This is a genomic window from Gluconacetobacter brunescens, from assembly GCF_048695475.1.
In the GTDB taxonomy this organism is placed as follows: Bacteria; Pseudomonadota; Alphaproteobacteria; order Acetobacterales; family Acetobacteraceae; genus Gluconacetobacter.
This window is the reverse complement of sequence record NZ_JBLHEN010000001.1, coordinates 630471-649332: the sequence shown is the minus strand read 5'-3', so window position 1 is coordinate 649332 and position 18862 is coordinate 630471. Positions and strand designations below refer to the sequence as shown.

Genomic DNA, 18862 nt, shown 5'->3' with positions numbered 1-18862 from the left:
ATGACCCGATCCGCAATCGACCTGCGCAACCCCGACCTGCCGGCTGAGGCGGTACGGGAGGCGCTGGCGCTGGCGCCGCATCCCGAGGGCGGGTGGTATCGCGAATTATGGCGTGACAGCCCGCCGGATGGTGGACGGGGTGCGGCGACGACCATCCAGTTCCTGCTTGCGCAGGGCGAGCGGTCGCATTGGCATCGGGTCGATGCCGCCGAAATCTGGTGCTGGCAGGGCGGTGCGCCGTTGCGCCTGCGCATGGCGCGGGATGGGGCGGAAGAGACCGTGATTCTGGGGCCGTGCCCCGGCGAGGGCCAGGTTCAGCAGGCGGTGGTGCCGGTGATGGACTGGCAGGCGGCCGAATCGCTGGGAGCGTGGAGCGTGGTGGGCTGTATCGTTGCTCCGGCTTTTCAGTTCTCGGGCTTCGAACTGGCCCCGCCCGGATGGTCGCCGGAGGGAGCCGGGGCATGAGCGGCGAGCCTGACTGGCTGGTGTGGGGGCGTGAGATCCAGGCCATTGCCCAGACCGGCCTGACCTTTGCCCGCGATCCGTTCGATCGGGAGCGGTATGAGGCGTTGCGGATGATCGCGGCGCAGATGATGGCGGCGGGCTGCGACGAGCCTGTGGCGCGGATCGAGGCGCTGTTTGCCGGGCAGGAAGGATATGCGACGCCGAAGGTCGAGGTGCGTGCCGCCGTGTTTGACGATTCGGGCCGGATCCTGATGGTGCGTGAGGTGCTGGATGAAGGGCGCTGGACCCTGCCGGGCGGCTGGGCGGATGTGAACCTGACCCCGGCGGAGAACGCGGTGAAGGAAGTGCGCGAGGAGAGCGGTTATATCGTGACGGCGCGCAGGCTGGCGGCGGTGTGGGACCGCACCCGGCAGGGGCATGGAAGCAAGGCGTTCTCCTGCGCCAAATTCTTCTTCCTGTGCGACCTGGCGGGTGGGGAGGCGGCCACCAGTGTCGAGACCTCCGAGATCGCGTGGTTCGGCGCGGAGGAGATTCCCGAGGATCTGTCGCTCGGCCGGGTGTTGCCGGGGCAGATCCGGCGCATGTTCGACCATTACCGCGAACCCGGCCTGCCGGCCGATTTCGAGTGATGGGAGATCGACGCGGCGCAGGCCGTTGAAATTATGATATTCGTGACCCATATGCAGGGTCTGTGTGATTTGACGTAATAGAGAGATTTCCAACATGGTCGATCAGGCTACCGGCTCTGACGCGAGCCGCCCCGCTGCGACGGGTGGCGAGGAACATGCTTTCAGCGCGGAGGTCGGGCGGCTGCTCGATCTGGTGGTGCATGCGCTGTATTCGGAGCGCGAGATTTTCCTGCGCGAACTGGTGGCCAATGCCGCCGACGCCACCGACCGGCGGCGCTTCGAGGCCCTGACCGATGCGGCGCAGGCGCTGCCCGAGGGCGCGAAGGTGCGCATCGACCCCGACAAGGACGCGCGGCGCCTGACCATCAGCGATGATGGCGCGGGCATGAGCAAGGAGGAACTGGCGCGCAACCTGGGCACGATCGCGCGCTCGGGTACCCGTGCGTTCGGCGAGGAACTGGCCAAGCACAAGCCCGAGGAACGCTCCGGGCTGATCGGGCAGTTCGGCGTGGGCTTCTATGCCGCCTTCATGGTGGCGGATCATGTCGATGTGGTGTCGCGCCGGGCCGGGACGGACGAGGCGTGGCGCTGGTCTTCGGACGGCAAGGGCAGCTTCACCCTCAGCCCCGCGACGCGCGAGCAGCCGGGCACCGATATCATCCTCTACATGAAGGAGGATGCGGACGAATTTCTGGACGCCTGGCGCCTGGAAGCGATCGTGCGCAAATGGGCCGATCACATCGCCTGGCCGATCACGATCAAGAGCGACGGCGAGGACAAGGCGGCCAATGCGGGCACCGCCCTGTGGCGCAAGCCGCGCGGCGAGGTGACCGAAGAGCAGCTCAACGAATTCTATCGCCATATCAGCCATAATTTCGATACGCCCTGGGCGACGCTGCACTGGCATGCCGAAGGCACGATCGACTTTACCGCGCTGCTGTTCATCCCCGGCAGCCGCCCGTTCGAGTTCGGCGAGCAGGTGCGCGAGAGCAAGGTGCGGCTGCATGTCCGCCGCATGTTCATCACCGATGACGCGGCGCTGCTGCCGCCGTGGCTGCGCTTTGTACAGGGTGTGGTGGATACCGAGGACCTGCCGCTGAACGTCTCGCGCGAGATGTTGCAGGCGACGCCGGTGCTCCAGCGCATTCGCAAGGCGGTGACCAACCGGGTGCTGAACGAACTGCGCACCCGCGCCAAGGATGCCGAATCCTATGCCACCTTCTGGGACAATTTCGGTCCGGTGGTGAAGGAAGGGATCTGGGACGATGCGGAATACCGCACCGATCTGGCGGGTCTGGCCCGGTTCCGCTCCAGCACCGAAGAGGGCTGGACGACGCTGGCCGATTACGTGTCGCGGATGAAGGACGGGCAGGAGGCGATCTATTACCTGACCGGCGACAATGCCGACACGCTGCCGGCCTCGCCGCAACTGGAAGGGTTCAAGGCGCGCGGGATCGAGGTGCTGCTGCTGACTGACCCGGTCGATTCCTTCTGGCCCGAGCGTCTGGGTACGTTCGAGGGCAAGGCGCTGCGCAGCGTCAGCCAGAGCCATGCCGACCTGGAGAAGTTCGAGGCCCCGCTGTCCGAAGGGGACAAGGCGGAACTGGACACGCTGCTGCCGGCGCTGAAGGAGGCGCTGGGTGATGCGGTGTCGGACGTGCGCGGCAGCACGCGGCTGGTGAGCAGCGCGGTGGTGCTGGCGGCGGCCGGCCAGGGGCCCGACCTGCAATTGCAGCGTCTGCTGCGCCGCAGCGGCCAGGCGGTGCCGGATCTGGCGCCGGTGCTGGAGGTCAATCCGGCGCATCCGCTGATCCGCGACCTGGCGGCGCGGGTGGCGCGGGGTGAGGCGGTGACCGATACCGCGCTGATCCTGCTGGATATCGCACGGATTCAGGAAGGCGAGAGCCTGAAGGACCCGACGGCGTTTGCCAGCCGGCTGACGGCGACGCTGACCCATATTCAGGGCGGCGCCGCTTAAAGAAAGTGCCATGACAGGTTCACGCACCTCTGGTGCGTGAACCTGATAGAATGCCGCGTGAAGCCCGCAGCCTGATGGTTGCGGGCTTGATGCCGTGCCGTTTGGGTGCTTCCCTGCGCGGCCTTTTTCCCAGCCATTGGAACCGTGCGGCATGAAAATCGGTAATGTCCCTTATCGCAGCGTATGGGTGGACCAGGATGATGGCTGGTCGGTCCATATTTTCGACCAGACCCGCCTGCCGTGGGCGCTGGATATCCTGCGCCTGACCGAGCGGGACCAGGTGGCGCAGGCGATCCGCAGCATGCAGGTGCGCGGCGCGCCGCTGATCGGCGCGGTGGCGGCCTATGGGCTGGCGCTGGCGCTGCGTGTCGATGCCTCCGACGCCGCCATGGAGCGTGATGCCGCCCTGCTGGCGGAGACGCGGCCGACGGCGATCAATCTGCGCTGGGCGATCGACCGCATGCTGGCGCGCCTGCGCCCGCTGCCGGCCGAGGCGCGCGTGGCCGCCGCCTATGACGAGGCCGGGCGGATCTGCGACGAGGACGCGGCGCAGAACGAGGCGATCGGCCGCCATGGCCTGGGCCTGATCCAGGAGATTGCGGCGCGGCGGGGCGAGGGGGCGACGGTCAATATCCTGACCCATTGCAATGCCGGGTGGATCGCCACCGTCGATTGGGGCACCGCGCTGGCGCCGATCTACATGGCGCATGACAGCGGATTGAAAGTGCATGTGTGGGTGGACGAGACCCGGCCGCGCAACCAGGGCGCCGCGCTGACGGCGTGGGAACTGGGCAGCCATGGCGTGCCGCATACCGTGGTGGTGGATAATGCCGGCGGGCATCTGATGCAGCACGGCTCGGTGGATCTGGTGATCGTGGGCACCGACCGCGTGACACGCGGCGGCGACGTGGCCAACAAGATCGGCACTTATCTGAAGGCGCTGGCGGCGCATGACAATGGCGTGCCGTTCTGGGTTGCGCTGCCCTCGACCACCATCGACTGGCGGGTGACGGACGGGCTGGCCGAGATCCCGATCGAGGAGCGTGCGGGCGCCGAGGTGACGAGTGTGACTGGCCAGACCGCCGATGGCCGGATCGAGACCGTGCAGGTGACGCCGCCGGGCAGCCGGGCGGCCAATCCGGCCTTCGACGTGACGCCGGCGCGGCTGGTGACGGGCCTGATCACGGAGCGCGGGCTGTGCGCGGCCTCGCATGCCGGGCTGGCCGAGCTGTTTCCGGAGCACGCCGAGGCGTGATCGTGGCGCGGAGGCTGGTGGGCGAAGGCAACCCTTGACAGGGGCGGCCCGGCCCGGCTTCCTCCGCCTTCGATCGAACGGGGCGCGTCGCGCTCCGTCCCTTGTTTCTTGGTGACACAGGACCGGACCATGCATCCCTACCGTACCCATAGCTGCGCCGCCCTTCGGGCCAGCGACGCCGGGCAGACCGCCCGCCTCTCCGGCTGGGTGCACAGCAAGCGCGATCATGGCGGTCTGCTGTTCATCGATCTGCGCGATCATTTCGGCATGACCCAGATCGTGATTCCCGCCGGTTCACCGGTGCTGGAGGCGGTCGAGCGCGTGCGCGTGGAAAGCGTGCTGACGGTGACGGGCGAGGTGGTGCTGCGCGACGACGCGACGCGCAACCCGAACCTGCCGACCGGGGATATCGAACTGCGCGCGCAGACGGTGGATGTGCAGTCGGCGGCCGATGTGCTGCCGTTCCAGGTCGCGGGGCATGAGAACTATCCCGAAGACCTGCGGCTGACCTATCGCTATATCGACCTGCGCCGCGACAAGGTGCACCGGAACATCCTGCTGCGCTCGCAGGTGATTGCCAGCCTGCGCCGCCGCATGACCGAGCAGGGCTTCATCGAGTTCCAGACGCCGATCCTGACGGCGTCTTCGCCCGAGGGGGCGCGCGACTTCCTGGTGCCGGCGCGCATGCATCCGGGCAAGTTCTATGCCCTGCCGCAGGCGCCGCAGCAGTTCAAGCAGCTTGCGATGGTGGCCGGATTCGACCGGTATTTCCAGATCGCGCCGTGTTTCCGCGACGAGGCGGCGCGTGCCGACCGGTCGCCGGGCGAGTTCTACCAGCTCGATTTCGAGATGGCCTTCGCCACCCAGGAAGACGTGTTCGCGACCCTGGAGCCGGTGATGGAGGGCGTGTTCCGCGAGTTTGGTGGCGGGCGCACGGTCAGTGCCGCGCCGTTCGAGCGGATTCCCTATGCCACGGCGATGAAGCTGTATGGCAGCGACAAGCCGGACCTGCGCAACCCGCTGCTGATCAGCGACGTGACCGAAGCGTTCGCCGATTCGGGCTTTGGCCTGTTTGCCCGCATCGTCGCCGCCGGGGGCGAGGTGCGCGCGATTCCCGCACCGGGGGCGGGCGACCGTCCGCGCACCTTCTTCGACAAGCTGAATGCCTGGGCGCGCGAGGCCGGGGGCGGCGGGCTGGGTTACATCATCTTCGACGAGGAAGGCGGCAAGGGCCCGATCGCCAAGAACCTGGAGCCCGAGCGGGTGGAGGCGATCCGTGCCAAGGCCGGGCTGAAGGCGGGCGATGCCGTGTTCTTCGCGGCGGGCAAGGGCGACGAGGTGGTGAAATTCTCGGGCCAGGTGCGTACGCGCATTGCGACCGAGCTGGACCTGATCGAGCCGAATGCCTTCCGCTTCTGCTGGATCACCGACTTCCCGATGTACGAGCGCAACGAGGAAACGGGGCAGATCGATTTCTCGCACAACCCGTTCTCGATGCCGCAGGGCGGGCTGGAGGCGCTGAACAGTCAGGACCCGCTGACGATCACGGCCTATCAGTACGACATCGTGTGCAACGGCATCGAACTGTCGTCGGGCGCGATCCGTAACCATCGTCCGGATGTGATGATCCGGGCGTTCGAACTGGCGGGCTATCCGGCCAGCGAGGTCGAGGCGCGCTTCGGCGGCATGCTGAACGCCTTCCGCTACGGCGCGCCGCCGCATGGCGGGTCGGCGCCCGGTGTGGACCGCATGGTCATGCTGCTGGCCGACGAGCCGAACATCCGCGAGGTGATCCTGTTCCCGCTGAACCAGCAGGGCGAGGACCTGATGATGGGGGCCCCGGCGCCGGTGACGCCGGAGCGGCTGAAGGAACTGTCGCTGGCGCTCGACCTGCCGCGCCCCAAGCCGTCGGCGGGGAAAGACACCAAGCCGGCGGAATAAGTCCGGATATGACGCGTGACCGGTGGAGCATCATTGCGCGGAAGGGCGTGATGGGCTCTGCTGCCAGCATGACATCAAGCATCCGATGCGCCGCCACGGTGCGGCCGGGCAGGGGACTGCTGGCCGCGCTCCTCCTGGCCCTGGGGTGGGGAGGGGGAAGCCCTGCCCGGGCGGAGACGCCGATCGCGCTGGCGCCGCATCGCGCGGTCTATGACCTGACGCTGGTTGCCGTGACCGGCGGGGATACGATTTCCGCCAGCGGGACCATGACCTATGCGGTCAGCGATGCCTGCTCGGCGTGGTCGACCCAGCAGCAATTGCGCCTGCAAACGGTGTCGCGCTCGGGCGGCGTGACCGAGATGGTGTCGGACTATGCGACGCTGGAGGCCAAGGATGGCCATAGCCTGGTGTTCCGCACCGTGCAGACCGCCAATGGCCACCCGGCCAGCCGGGTGATGGGCGAGGCGACGATGACGCCGACGGGCGGCGAGATCCGCTATACCGAGCCGAGCGCGCATACGGTCCATCTGCCTGCCGGGGTGATGTTTCCGATGGCCCATACCAGGGCGATCATCAGTGCCGGGGAACAGGGACAGACATCGCTGGCGCCGGCGCTGTTCGACGGAACTGGCGAGGATGGGGCGCAGGATACCTATGTCATGATCCTGGGGTGGAACCATCCGCCCTCGGCCAGCCAGTATCCCGCGCTGGCGCGCCTGCCGTCCGGGCGGGTGCATGTGGCATTCTACACCGCGTCGTCCCACGACATGCGCCCCGATTACGAGATCGGGATGCGGTATTTCGCCAATGGCGTCTCCGATGACCTGGACATGGATTTCGGCGATTTCCGCATGCACGGCACGCTGCATGAATTTACCCCAGCCCCGGAAGGCCACCGATGCTGAACCCCGCGCTGACCCAAGACAGCCCGCAGGATGCGGCCCCTGCCAACGGGAGCGGTCTGGCCCATTCGTTGCGGACCCGCCACGTTTCCATGATCGCGATTGGCGGGATGGTCGGGGCCGGGCTGTTCGTGAACACCTCGGTCATGATCGAGGGGGCGGGGCCGCTGGTGCTGCTGTCGTACCTGATGGCCGGGCTGATCGTCTTTCTGGTCATGCGCATGCTGGGCGAGATGGCCATCGACTGCCCCGAGGCGGGGTCGTTCGTGGGGCATGTGCGGCGGGGGCTGGGGCATCGGGCCGCCTTTGTCACCGGCTGGTCGTACTGGCTGTTCTGGGTGGTGGTGGCCTCGGTGGAGGCCAAGGCGGCGGCGCTGATCGTGGCCCCCATGCTGGGCGTGACCCAGTTGACGGTGGCGCTGGGGCTGATTGCCTTGATGACGGCCGTCAACATGGGGTCGGTGCGGGGGTATGGCGAGTTCGAATTCTGGTTCTCCCTGATGAAGATTACCGCGATCGGGGTGTTCACGCTCATTGCCGGGCTGGCGCTGTTCGGGGTGATCGGGTCGTCGCTGCATGGCGGTATCGCGCATCTGTGGGATCAGGGCGGGTTCATGCCCCATGGGTTCGGCGCTTCGCTGTCGCTGTTGCCGGCGATCCTGTTTACCTTCGCGGGGGCCGAGATCGCGACCGTGGCGGCGGCGGAAACCGACAATCCCGGCTATAACATCGTCCAGGCGATCCGGACCGTCGTGGTGCGCGTGATGCTGTTCTACATGGGGTCGCTGGCCGTGATCCTGTGCCTGATTCCGTGGAACCAGATCCGGGCCGGGCATTCGCCGTTTCTCGACGTGCTGCACCGGATCGGCATTCCCGGCGCCGAAACCGCCATGACCGTGGTGGTGCTGGTGGCGATCGCGTCGTGCCTCAATTCCACGCTGTATGTCACCTCGCGCATCCTGTTCGAAATGGCGGCGCATGGCGATGCGCCGGCGGCGCTGGTGCGCACCGGGCCCAGCGGGGCGCCGCGCCGGGCGATCGCCATCGGCAGCCTGGTGGCCTGCGTGCTGACCGTGATCGCCGCGACCTTTCCGGGAGAGGTCTTCGGCTTTCTGCTCAATGCCTCCGGGGCGATCATCCTGTTCGACTATCTGATGGTGGTCTTCGCCCAGATCGCCCTGCGCCGGAAGATGCGTGACGAGGGGCGGCAGCCGGCCTTTCCGATGCTGCTGTTTCCCTACCTCTCGTGGCTGACGGTCGGTGCCATCCTGCTGGTGATGGTCACGATGATGCTGATGCCCGATACGCGGGTGCAGATCGAACTGGGTAGCCTGACGCTGATCCTGATCGTGGCGCTGGGGGCGGTGACCCCGCGCCGGCGCGGCCGTGCGCCGTCGTGATGGCTCGTGGTGTCATGCGGCCATATTTCGCCATTTCAACGCCATGATGATCGGACCATATTGCCGCTGACGGGACGCAAAGATCCCGTGTGCAAACAGGAGTTGGTTCGCATGAACAGGCAGATTGTCAGGGGCGCCCTGCTGGCGCTGGGCGTCATCGCCGGAGGCGCCATGACGGTGGGCGACGCCGCCCCCGCCCAGGCACAGGCCTATCGCTATGGCCCGGTCACGCCGGGATGGGCGCCGCCGCCCATGCCGCCGCCGCGTGCCGAGATGGTGCCGCGCCCGCGTCCCGGCTGGGTCTGGGTCGGTGGTGGCTGGGACTGGAACAATGGCGGCTATGTGTGGGTTCCGGGACGCTATGTGCGCGGCGGCCGGCGTGGCGGCTGGGGACCGGGGCGCTGGATGCAGCGTGGCCCGCGCTGGGTGTGGGTGCGGCCCGGCTGGCGTTGACGGCATGATGTGAAAAGGCACCCGTCGGCGTTGCGGCTGACGGGTGCCGGCTTCAGGCTTGGGCGTCGTCCAGCGTGATGACCAGCGGTACGTGGTCGGAGGGCTGGTTGCGGCCGCGTTCGTCACGGTCCGGATGGGCGTCGCGCAGGCGTTCCGCCAGGCGGGGGGAGAGCAGGGCGTGGTCGATGCGCAGGCCGCAATCGCGTGGCCAGGCGCCGGCCTGATAATCCCAGAACGTGTAATAGCGGCCGTGCGGGTGCAGGGCGCGTAGCGCGTCGGTCAGGCCCAGCCAGATCAGGCGGCGGAAGGCGGCGCGGGTTTCCGGGCGCACCAGGGCGTCGGTGGGGGGCAGGGCGCCGGGGGCGCAATCCTCGTCGGTCGGGCAGACATTATAGTCGCCGGCCAGCACGAAATCCCGGCCGGCGTCGAGCAGGGCGCGGGCATGCAGGGCCAGTGCCTCCATGAAGGCCAGCTTGGCCTCGTATCCGGCTGTGCCGCCTGAATTGCCGTTGGGCAAATAGAGATTGCCGAAGATCAGGCCGTTGGCCTCGATTTCCACATAGCGGGCCTGGGGGGCGTCGTCGTCCAGCAGGGGCAGCGAACGGGCGGTGACGGTGAAGGGCACGCGCGAGAGGATCGCGACGCCGTTATAGCTTTTCTGCCCGACCACCACCGATTCGTAGCCGGCGGCGCGGAAGGCTTCGGCGGGGAAGACGGAATCCTCGCACTTGATTTCCTGAAGGCCGAGCAGGTCGGGTTTCTCGCGCTCCAGCCAGTCCAGCACATGGGTCTGGCGCTGGCGGATGGAATTGACGTTCCAGCTTGCGATTTTCATCTTGGACGGGCGGCCTGCTCAGTCGATCGAGAAACTGGTGCCGCACCCGCAGGACGAGGTGGCGTTGGGATTGCGCACCGTGAAATGCGCGCCCATCAGCGAATCGTTGAAATGCAGTTCGGCGCCCGACAGCAGGTCCATGCTGGCGGGATCGACCCGCACGCGGGCGTTGCCGGCGGGCACCACGATGTCGTCGGGGCGGGCCTCGCCGTCCAGCGCGAAGCTGTACTGAAAGCCGTTGCAGCCGCCGGCCAGCACGCTGACGCGCAGCGCGGTCGAGGCGGCGTCAACGCCCGGCTGGGCGGCGATGATGTCCTGAAGCCGGGTCGCGGCCTCGGGCGAGACGCGGAAGGCCGTGTCGGGCGAGGAGGAAGAAGGGAGTGGCATGTCCATCGGGATCACCATCGTCGCGCGGCCCAGGTCGGCATGCTGGCCAGCATGCTGGCCTTGCGGCGCCGGGCGGGTTATCGACAGGGGGCGGTGGTCCGGTTTAGAGGCCGGGCGTACGCCACCCATCCGGGATTGGGGTTATATATGAGCGTCGCACCCTATGCTGTCCAGACCGCCACCGCCCGGGGGCGCCTGTATGCCGAGCCGGAATCGCCCAGCCGCTCGCCATGGCAGCGCGACCGCGACCGGGTGCTGCATTCCGCCGGCTTCCGGACGCTGCAATACAAGACGCAGGTCTTTGTCAACCATCAGGGCGATTTCTTCCGCACCCGGCTGACCCATTCGCTGGAAGTGGCGCAGATCGCGCGCTCCATCGCCCGCAGCCTGTCGGTGGACGAGGACCTGACCGAGACGCTCGCGCTGGCCCATGACCTGGGCCACACCCCGTTCGGCCATGCGGGCGAGGACGCGCTGGCGGCGGCCATGCAGGATTGGGGCGGTTTCGACCACAATACCCAGACGCTGCGCCAGGTGACCAAGCTGGAGCGCCGCTATTTTGATTTCGACGGGCTGAACCTGACCTGGGAGACGCTGGAAGGGCTGATCAAGCATAACGGCCCGGTGGATCATCCGACCGGCTATGTTGCCCGCTATGCGGACGGGCTGGGGCTGGATCTTTCCAGCTATGCCTCGGTCGAGGCCCAGATTGCCGCCATGGCCGACGATATCGCCTATCACGCCCACGACCTGGATGACGGGATGCGCGCCGGGCTGCTGGATCTGGCGGATCTGGCGGACCTGCCGGTGGTCGGCGCGGCGCTGGCGCTGGTCCGGGAACGGGCGGGTGGGGTCGCCATGTCGGGCGATATCGCCGAGGAGACGCATCTGCAGGACCGGATGCGGCATGAGACCATCCGCCGGGTTATCAACGCCCTGGCGGTGGATCTGACGGAGCAGACGCGGCGCAACCTGGCGGAGCTGGCCCCGCAATCGGCCGATGACGTGCGCGCCGCCGCCATGCCGGTGGTGGCCTACAGTCCAGCCATGGGGCGCGATAACGGGGCGATCCGCACCTTTCTCTACGCGCGGATGTATCGGCACTGGCGGGTCAACCGCATGACGCGCAAGGCGCGGATCGCGGTCGAATCGATCTTCTCGATTCTGGCCAATGATATTTCCCTGCTGCCCGACGGCTGGCGGCAGGAGGCCCGGGCGACCGACGCGACGGGTGCGCGGCGGATCGTGGCCGATTATATAGCCGGGATGACAGATCGATTCGCGATGGAAGAACATCGACGGTTGACGGATCTGTCCGTGGCGGGCTGAAACGCCCGACCAGTAACGTTCATACGCGCCGGGCGGGTGATCCGCCCGCGCCGGTGTTTCAGTGGGAAGCCGTATCGCATGTCCGACAGTCTGTTCGTTCGCTATCTCTCGCATGTGCGCGATGCCCTGCGACGGATCGTTCCGGACCTGCCGGAGGAGGTGGCGGCGCGCGTGGAACTGACCCCGACGCGCGATCCGGCCCATGGCGACATGGCAACCAACGCCGCCCTGCTGGCGGCCAAGCCGGCGCGTCGCCGCCCGGCCGAGATCGCGGCCGAACTGGCGGCGGTGCTGGTGGCGGTGCCGGGTATCGCCAGGGCGGAACCGGCCGGGCCGGGCTTCGTCAACCTGACGCTGGACGAATCGGTGCTGCGCGCGGTGGTGGGCGATGTGCTGCGCGCCGGCGAATCTTACGGCGATGCCACGCTTGGGCAGGGCGTGCGGGTGAATGTGGAATATGTCTCGGCCAACCCGACCGGGCCGATGCATGTGGGGCATTGCCGGGGCGCGGTCGTGGGCGATGCGCTGGCCAATCTGCTGGCCAAGGCCGGATATGCGGTCACCAAGGAATATTACATCAACGATGCCGGCGCCCAGGTGATTGCCCTGGCCTGGGCGGCTTACTGGCGGTACCTCGAAGCCATCGGCACGACCATGGACCGCGAGGCGTTCGCGGAACTGGTGCCCGGCGGCATCCAGTATGGCGGCGATTATCTGATCCCCGTCGGGCAGGCGCTGGCGGAGCAGCACGGCACTGGTCTGGCGGGGCCCGGCGGCCAGCCGGCGGCGGCCGAACTCTGGATGGACACGGTCAAGCCCTTCGTGGTGGCCGCGATGATGGCGATGATCCGCGAGGATCTGGACGCGCTGGGCGTGCGGCATGACGTCTTCACCAGCGAGGCCAGGATTCTGGCCGATGGCGTGACCGATCGGGCCATCGCGCGGCTGGATGCGCAGGGCCTGCTCTATGAAGGCGTGCTGGAGCCGCCGAAGGGCAAGCTGCCCGACGATTGGGAGGCCCGGCCCCAGACGCTGTTCCGCTCCACCGCGTTCGGCGACGATGTGGACCGGCCGCTGCGCAAGTCGGACGGGTCGAACACCTATTTCGCCAATGATATCGGCTATCACGACGACAAGGTGCGTCGTGGCGCGGACCTGCTGATCGATGTCTGGGGCGCCGACCATGGCGGCTATGTCACCCGGATGAAGGCGGCGGTGCAGGCGCTGGCGGTTGGGGGCAAGGCGGTCGGGTTCGATGTGCTGCTGTGCCAGATCGTGCGAATCGTGCGCGATGGGCAGCCGGTGCGGATGTCCAAGCGGGCCGGCACCTTTGTGACACTGCGCGACCTGATCGACGAGGTGGGGCGCGATGCGGTGCGCTTTACCATGCTGACGCGCAAGGCCGATGCCCAGATGGAGTTCGATCTGGACCAGGTGGTGGCGCAGACCCGCGATAATCCGGTCTTCTACGTGCAGTACGCCCATGCGCGCTGTCGCTCCGTGCTGCGGGCGGCGCAGGAGATGCTGGGTGAGACCGCCATCGCCCCGGCGGCGCTGGTCGAGGCCGAACTCGATGGAATCGGGTCGGATGCCGAACTGGCGCTGCTGCGGCGAATCGCCCAGTGGCCGCGCACGGTGGAAGGTGCCGCCCAGGCGCATGAGCCGCACCGGGTCGCCTTCTATCTTGGGGAACTGGCTGGAGATTTCCATACGCTGTGGAATCGCGGCCGCGATGATGCGACACTGCGCTTCCTGCAGGAGGATGATCCGGTTGCCACCCGTGCGAAGCTGGCGATGGTCGAGGCCACGGCCACGATCATCCGTTCGGGGCTGGCGGTTCTGGGCGTTGAGCCGGTTGAGGAAATGCGATGAGCGATACCGACCCCTCCGGCCGCGACCCCTATGAGGACCGCCTGAACCGCGTGCGCGAGCGCATGAGCGCCGACTATGGCGATGAAGAAGCACCGCCGCCGCGCAAGCGCCCGGCCCGCCGGGTTGGTGGCATGCTGGACGGATTGCTGGGCAGCGACCCCACGACACGGCGCCTGGCTTATGGCGCGGCGGGGCTGGGTGGCCTGCTGGTGATTGGCATCGGCGGCTGGGCGCTGCTGGGGCACCAGCAGACGGGCATTCCGGTTCTGGGGCCGCCGCCCGGCCCGGTGCGGGTGCGGCCGGTCGATCCGGGTGGCATGCAGGTGCTGGGAGCCGAGGCGCCGAGTGGCGATGACGGCGCGGTGGCACGCCTGGCACCGGGGCCGGAACAGCCGCGCCCCGACCGTTTGGCCCAGCAATACGGCCAGCCGCCGGCACCGTCGGCCGCTGACGCGACGGCGGCTGCGACACCGCCTGCTGCCGCATCGGCGCCGGCGCCGGCCAGCCCGCCTGTGGCCGACGCGCCGCTTCCGGTGCCTGCCGCCGGTCCTGCGCCGGTTGCCGCCGTGCCGGCCCCTGCTGCTGCGCCGCCGCCGAGGACGACGACGCTGGCCGCCGAACCTGCCGCGCCCATGCCGCCAGCCGCCAATGCGGCGCCGGCGGCGACGCCCGCCGCGCCGGCTCCGGTGGCGGGAGGGCGCTATGGCGTGCAACTCGCGGCGCTGGATTCGCAGCAGGCGGCCGAGAAGGAGTGGGCACGCCTGACGCAGCATTATCCGGATTTGTTCGGGAGCCATACGCCGGTGATCGAGCGGACCGAGCGCAATGGCGCCGTGTTCTTTCGGCTGCGCACGCGCGGGTTTGCCAGCATCGCCCAGGCCACGTCGTTCTGCGAGCATGTGCGGCTGAACGGGCTGGCCTGCACCCTGGCCGGGTTCTAGGGCCGGGCCATTGGCGAGCGAGCCTGTCGATAGAGTGCATGCGCAAGGGCAGGAGGGCGGCCTGCCCGAGGGGCTGACCGCGCCCATGCTGCATCTGGACGGGTTCGAGGGGCCGCTGGACCTGCTGCTGGAGCTGGCCCGGGCGCAGAAGGTCGATCTGGCGCGGATTTCGATCCTGCAACTGGTCGAACAGTATCTGGCGATCGTCGAATCGGCCCACCGCATCCGGCTGGAACTGGCGGCCGACTGGCTGGTGATGGCCGCTTGGTTGGCCTGGCTGAAATCGCGCCTGCTGCTGCCGGCCGAGGACGGCGAGGACATGGACGCCGAGGAGGCGGCCGAACTGCTCCAGGCGCGGCTGGTCGAACTGGCGCGGATCGGGCAGGCGGCGGCGTGGCTGGGCGCGCGCCCCCAGTTGGGCCGTGACGTGTTTGCCCGTGGCGAGCGGGAGGACCTGACGGAAATCGACCGGTCTGGGCTGGCGCTCGACCTGTCGCAATTGATGGGCGCCTATATGGCCGCCATGCGGCGTGGGGCGCGCAAGCGGGTCTATCAGCCCCGGCGGATGCATTTCTGGACGGTGCAGGACGCGCTGGCCCGGTTGCACCGCCTGCTGGGCGCCGACACGATCCCCGGTGGAGGGGAGTGGTGCGAGCTTGGGGCCTTTCTGCCGGAAGGCGGGCCGGCGATGGATGGCGAGGATGCGGAGGAACGCATGCAGCAGCGTCGCGCGGCGATGGCCGGCACGCTGATCGCCGGACTGGAACTGGCGCGCAACGGCACGATCGAATTGCGGCAGGATGAACAATTCGGCCGGATCATGCTGCGCCCCAATGCGGGGGGCGAGGCGGCCAACGATCCGGGCATGGGGCCGGACATGGACAGGATGGACGCGGCGGAATGACCGACGACAGCCAGCAGATACCGGTCGCGCCGGCCTCCGGTGAGGAACCGGCCGCCGAGGCGGTGGGAAACGAGGCTTCAGGAAACCCTGGGGACTCGGGCACGCCGGCCGTGCCGCTGGCGATCCGGCTGATCGAGGCCATGATCTTCGCCAGTCCGGACCCGGTGTCCGAACGCGCGATCGCCGAACTGCTGGAGGCGCAGGGGCTGGTGCCGCCCGAGGCCGAGGATCTGGCGGCCTATGTGCGTGCCGTGATCGAAGGCGTGGTGGCGCGATATGACGGCCGGGGCGTGGCGCCCGTTCTGGTGGCCGGCGGCTGGCAGTTCAGGACCGCCGCCGATCTGGCGCCGCGCCTGACCCGCGTGTTGCAGCGCCCGCGCCGGCTGCCACGCGCCACGCTGGAGAGTCTGGCGATCATCGCCTATCACCAGCCCTGCACCCGCGCGGAAATCGAGGAGATTCGCGGTGTGTCGCTCAGCCAGCAGGTGCTGGACAATCTGCTGGAGGCCTCGCTGATCGTGCCGCGTGGCCGCAAGGAGGTTCCGGGGCGGCCGATCCTGTGGGGGACGTCGGCCGATTTCCTGCGCCATTTCGGCCTGCGCGACCTGCGCGACCTGCCCCGGCGCGAGGAATTGCTGGTGGATGTGCCGGATAATCCCGCCCTGCGGGCCGCTGCCCCGGAGGAGACGAAGACGGAAGCGGTTTCCGGCCCGCCGGTGGCGTGATAGGTGTCCTTTCTTTCCGCGCTGTTTCGACGCGGTTCGCGCCATGTCACGTCTGAGTTGGTCAATGTCCAAATCTGAGCCACGGATCGGTCATGTTTGATTTCGCATGGTCCGAGATGGCGCTGATCGGTGTCGTCGCCCTGTTGCTGATCGGGCCCAAGGACATGCCGGTGGCGATCCGCACCGTCACCGGTCTGATCAAGAAGGCCCGCAAGATGGCCTCGGAATTCCAGACCCATGTCGACGAGATGGTGCGCGAGGCCGACCTGACCGAGGCGCGGGATGCGCTGGGCGGCATCCGGCGCTTCAATGTCCGCAACCAGATCATGCGGGCGATCGACGATGACGGCACGCTTCAGCGCACCTTCAACGAATCGCCGCTGGATACGCGCCCCGCGACGCCGCTGGTCCCGCCGCCGACCGCAGCGCCCGATTACGATCCGGACGGGCAGCATCGCTATGGCTATATGCCGCCGGCGCAGCCTCGGGACGATGCGGCCTTTCCCCCGCTCGTCGATGATGGTCCCGCGCCGGCCCTGCTGCCGCCCGCCGTGGCGCGGCGGCTGGCGGCCGATCGGGCGCGGCTGCGTCCGCCCGCTTTCCTGCCGCCGGTGCGGGTAATCCATGGGGCGCGGCGCGTGCCGGTGGACGTGCCCGGCGCGGCGCGGACGGCGCCTGCGGGAGAGCCGACGTAATGGACGAGTCCAAGCCGGGAGAGACGGATCTGAACGACGACAATCGGGGCCATGCCGATCCGATTCACGACCAGCCCATGCCGCTGCTGGAGCATCTGGTCGAACTGCGGCGCCGCCTGATCTGGTCGGCGGTGGCGTTCAGCCTGTGTTTCCTGCTGTGCTACCATTTCTCGGCGCGGATCTACCTGTTTCTCGCCCAGCCGCTGGGTGACGTGATGCGCGCGCAGGGCGAGCAGCCGCATCTGATCTACACGGCGCTGTACGAAGCCTTCTTTACCTACATCAAGGTGGCGATCTTCGGGGCGGGGTTCCTTTCCTTCCCGATCGTGGCCATGCAGGCCTGGATGTTCGTGGCGCCGGGCCTGTATCGCAGCGAGAAGCGGGCTTTCCTGCCGTTTCTGGTCGCCACCCCGATCATGTTCCTGATGGGGGCCGCGCTGGCCTATTATTTCGTCTTTCCCTTCGCCTGGAAGTTCTTCCTCTCGTTCCAGACCGCTGACGGGCAGGACGGGTTGCAGATCCAGCTTCAGGCCAAGGTGTCGGAATATCTGGCGCTGGTCATGAAGCTGATCATGGCCTTTGGCGTGGCGTTCGAACTGCCGGTGGCGCTGACGCTGCTGGCGCGGGTGGGGATCGTCACCGCCGCCACGCTGAAGCGCTTCCGGCGCTATGCCTATGTGGGCGCGTTCGTGATCGCGGCGATCCTGACGCCGCCGGACATCATCACCCAGACCGGTCTGGCGGTGCCGCTGATCGGGTTGTACGAAATTTCCATCATCTGCGCGCGCATGGTCCAGCCCAAGCGCCCCGAGGATCCGGACCAGGAGAATCCCGATGCATGACCTTCGCGCGCTCCGCGCTGATCCGGCTGCTTTTGACGCATCCCTGACGCGCCGGGGCGAGGCCCCCGTCGCCGAACATGTGGTGCGGCTGGACGAGGACCGGCGCGCGGCCGTGACCGCGTTGCAGGATCGCCAGGCCCGGCGCAAGACGCTGTCGAAGGAGATCGGAACCCTGCGCCGCACGGGTGCCGACAGCGCAGCCCTGGAGGAAGAGGCTGTCGCGCTGCGCGAGGAGATCGAGCGGCTTGAGGCCGTGGTCCGGGACCGGGACGCGGAAATTCGCGACCTGCTGGTGACGCTGCCCAACCGGCTGGATGACGGTGTGCCCGATGGTGCCGACGAGACCGCGAATGTGGTCGTGCATCAGGTTGGCGAGCGGCGGAATTTCGCCTTTGCCCCGCGCGAGCATTTCGCGTTGGGCGAGGCGCTGGGCATGATGGATTTCGAAACCGCGTCCAAGCTGTCGGGCGCGCGCTTCGTGGTGCTGCGGGGGGCGCTGGCGCGGATGGAGCGCGCGCTGGGGCAGTTCATGCTCGACCTGCATGTGCAGGAGCATGGCTATACCGAAACGGCGGTGCCGGTGCTGGTCAACGAGGCCGCGATGTTCGGCACCGACAAGCTGCCGAAATTCGCCGACCAGTCCTTCCGCACCGAGGATGGGCGCTGGCTGGTGCCGACGGCCGAGGTGCCGCTGACGGCCAGCGTGGCGGGGGACATTCTGCCGGGGGCCATTTTGCCGCGCCGGATGGTCGCGCTGTCTTCCTGCTTCCGCAGCGAGGCCGGGGCCTCGGGGCGCGATACGCGGGGGATGCTGCGCCAGCACCAGTTCCAGAAGGTCGAGATGGTGTCGGTCACCCGGCCGGAAGACAGCGATGCGGAACTGGAACGCATGACAAGATGCGCCGAGACGGTGCTGGAGCGGCTGGGCATTCCCTATCGCCGGATGCTGCTGTGTGCCGGCGATACCGGATTTGGCGCGGCGAAGACGTTCGACCTGGAAGCATGGCTGCCGGGGCAGGATGCGTGGCGCGAGATTTCCTCGTGCTCCACCACGCGGGATTTCCAGGCGCGGCGGATGAATGCGCGCTTCCGGCCCGCCGAGGGTGCAGCGCCGGAGTTTGTCCATACGCTCAACGGCTCGGGCCTGGCGGTGGGGCGTACGCTGATCGCGGTGATGGAGAACTACCAGAACGAGGATGGCAGCATCACGGTGCCGGAGGTTCTGCGGCCATATATGGGCGGGCTCGCCGTCATAGACGTGGACTGAAATATCCAACGGGACAGGCGCGCCGGTGGCAATTCGGCGCGC

Annotated in this window: 18 protein-coding genes; 16 read left to right on the top strand and 2 right to left on the bottom strand. The window is 68.0% G+C overall.

Features of this window, described 5'->3' with window-relative positions; genetic code table 11:
• The 8 genes from ACMAUO_RS02820 (at position 1) to ACMAUO_RS02785 (ending at position 9023) form a co-directional block, all read left to right on the top strand.
• Positions 1–465 (top strand): cupin domain-containing protein, encoded by a 465-nt coding sequence (locus ACMAUO_RS02820; protein ID WP_420355469.1) that lies wholly within the window; start codon positions 1–3, stop codon positions 463–465.
• Positions 462–1094 (top strand): NUDIX hydrolase, encoded by a 633-nt coding sequence (locus ACMAUO_RS02815; RefSeq protein ID WP_420355468.1) that lies wholly within the window; start codon positions 462–464, stop codon positions 1092–1094. Before ACMAUO_RS02820 ends, ACMAUO_RS02815 begins: the two co-directional genes overlap by 4 nt.
• A gap of 94 nt (positions 1095–1188) precedes the next feature.
• The gene (htpG, locus tag ACMAUO_RS02810) at positions 1189–3072 is read left to right on the top strand and encodes a molecular chaperone HtpG (RefSeq protein WP_420355467.1); all 1884 of its coding nucleotides are present in this window, start codon (positions 1189–1191) and stop codon (positions 3070–3072) included.
• A gap of 151 nt (positions 3073–3223) precedes the next feature.
• Positions 3224–4327: an S-methyl-5-thioribose-1-phosphate isomerase gene (gene mtnA, locus ACMAUO_RS02805; RefSeq protein WP_420355466.1), complete on the top strand. Its 1104-nt coding sequence runs from the start codon at positions 3224–3226 to the stop codon at positions 4325–4327.
• A gap of 129 nt (positions 4328–4456) precedes the next feature.
• Entirely contained in the window at positions 4457–6268 is a 1812-nt protein-coding gene (aspS, locus tag ACMAUO_RS02800; protein WP_420355465.1) for an aspartate--tRNA ligase, read from the top strand.
• Positions 6269–6276: 8 nt separating this feature from the next.
• Entirely contained in the window at positions 6277–7173 is an 897-nt protein-coding gene (locus ACMAUO_RS02795; protein WP_420355464.1) for a cell envelope integrity EipB family protein, read from the top strand.
• On the top strand, positions 7167–8570 hold the full coding sequence (locus ACMAUO_RS02790) for an amino acid permease (protein ID WP_420355463.1): 1404 nt from the start codon (positions 7167–7169) through the stop codon (positions 8568–8570). The genes ACMAUO_RS02795 and ACMAUO_RS02790 overlap by 7 nt, the downstream gene beginning before the upstream one ends.
• A gap of 111 nt (positions 8571–8681) precedes the next feature.
• A complete protein-coding gene (locus ACMAUO_RS02785) occupies positions 8682–9023 on the top strand; it encodes a hypothetical protein (protein ID WP_420355462.1) in 342 nt (113 codons plus the stop codon).
• Between the two features lie 52 nt (positions 9024–9075).
• Here ACMAUO_RS02785 and ACMAUO_RS02780 read toward each other — a convergent pair whose 3' ends face one another.
• Together ACMAUO_RS02780 and ACMAUO_RS02775 are read right to left on the bottom strand one after the other, a co-directional pair.
• A complete protein-coding gene (locus ACMAUO_RS02780) occupies positions 9076–9858 on the bottom strand; it encodes an exodeoxyribonuclease III (RefSeq protein ID WP_420355461.1) in 783 nt (260 codons plus the stop codon).
• Between the two features lie 18 nt (positions 9859–9876).
• Positions 9877–10245 (bottom strand): HesB/IscA family protein, encoded by a 369-nt coding sequence (locus ACMAUO_RS02775; RefSeq protein ID WP_420357185.1) that lies wholly within the window; start codon positions 10243–10245, stop codon positions 9877–9879.
• 147 nt (positions 10246–10392) lie between these two features.
• On the opposite strand from ACMAUO_RS02775, the gene ACMAUO_RS02770 reads away from it, so the two are divergent.
• From ACMAUO_RS02770 to serS, 8 genes are all read left to right on the top strand, one after another.
• Positions 10393–11574 (top strand): deoxyguanosinetriphosphate triphosphohydrolase, encoded by a 1182-nt coding sequence (locus ACMAUO_RS02770; protein ID WP_420355460.1) that lies wholly within the window; start codon positions 10393–10395, stop codon positions 11572–11574.
• A 78-nt stretch (positions 11575–11652) separates the two neighbouring features.
• Positions 11653–13446: an arginine--tRNA ligase gene (gene argS / locus ACMAUO_RS02765; protein WP_420355459.1), complete on the top strand. Its 1794-nt coding sequence runs from the start codon at positions 11653–11655 to the stop codon at positions 13444–13446.
• A complete protein-coding gene (locus tag ACMAUO_RS02760) occupies positions 13443–14387 on the top strand; it encodes an SPOR domain-containing protein (RefSeq protein ID WP_420355458.1) in 945 nt (314 codons plus the stop codon). The genes argS and ACMAUO_RS02760 overlap by 4 nt, the downstream gene beginning before the upstream one ends.
• A gap of 85 nt (positions 14388–14472) precedes the next feature.
• On the top strand, positions 14473–15291 hold the full coding sequence (locus tag ACMAUO_RS02755) for a segregation and condensation protein A (protein ID WP_420357184.1): 819 nt from the start codon (positions 14473–14475) through the stop codon (positions 15289–15291).
• On the top strand, positions 15288–16016 hold the full coding sequence (gene scpB, locus ACMAUO_RS02750; RefSeq protein WP_420355457.1) for an SMC-Scp complex subunit ScpB: 729 nt from the start codon (positions 15288–15290) through the stop codon (positions 16014–16016). Before ACMAUO_RS02755 ends, scpB begins: the two co-directional genes overlap by 4 nt.
• A gap of 92 nt (positions 16017–16108) precedes the next feature.
• Positions 16109–16711: a Sec-independent protein translocase protein TatB gene (gene tatB, locus ACMAUO_RS02745; RefSeq protein ID WP_420355456.1), complete on the top strand. Its 603-nt coding sequence runs from the start codon at positions 16109–16111 to the stop codon at positions 16709–16711.
• Entirely contained in the window at positions 16711–17553 is an 843-nt protein-coding gene (tatC, locus tag ACMAUO_RS02740) for a twin-arginine translocase subunit TatC (protein WP_420355455.1), read from the top strand. Before tatB ends, tatC begins: the two co-directional genes overlap by 1 nt.
• On the top strand, positions 17546–18820 hold the full coding sequence (gene serS / locus ACMAUO_RS02735; protein ID WP_420355454.1) for a serine--tRNA ligase: 1275 nt from the start codon (positions 17546–17548) through the stop codon (positions 18818–18820). The genes tatC and serS overlap by 8 nt, the downstream gene beginning before the upstream one ends.
• The last annotated feature ends 42 nt before the right edge of the window (positions 18821–18862 follow it).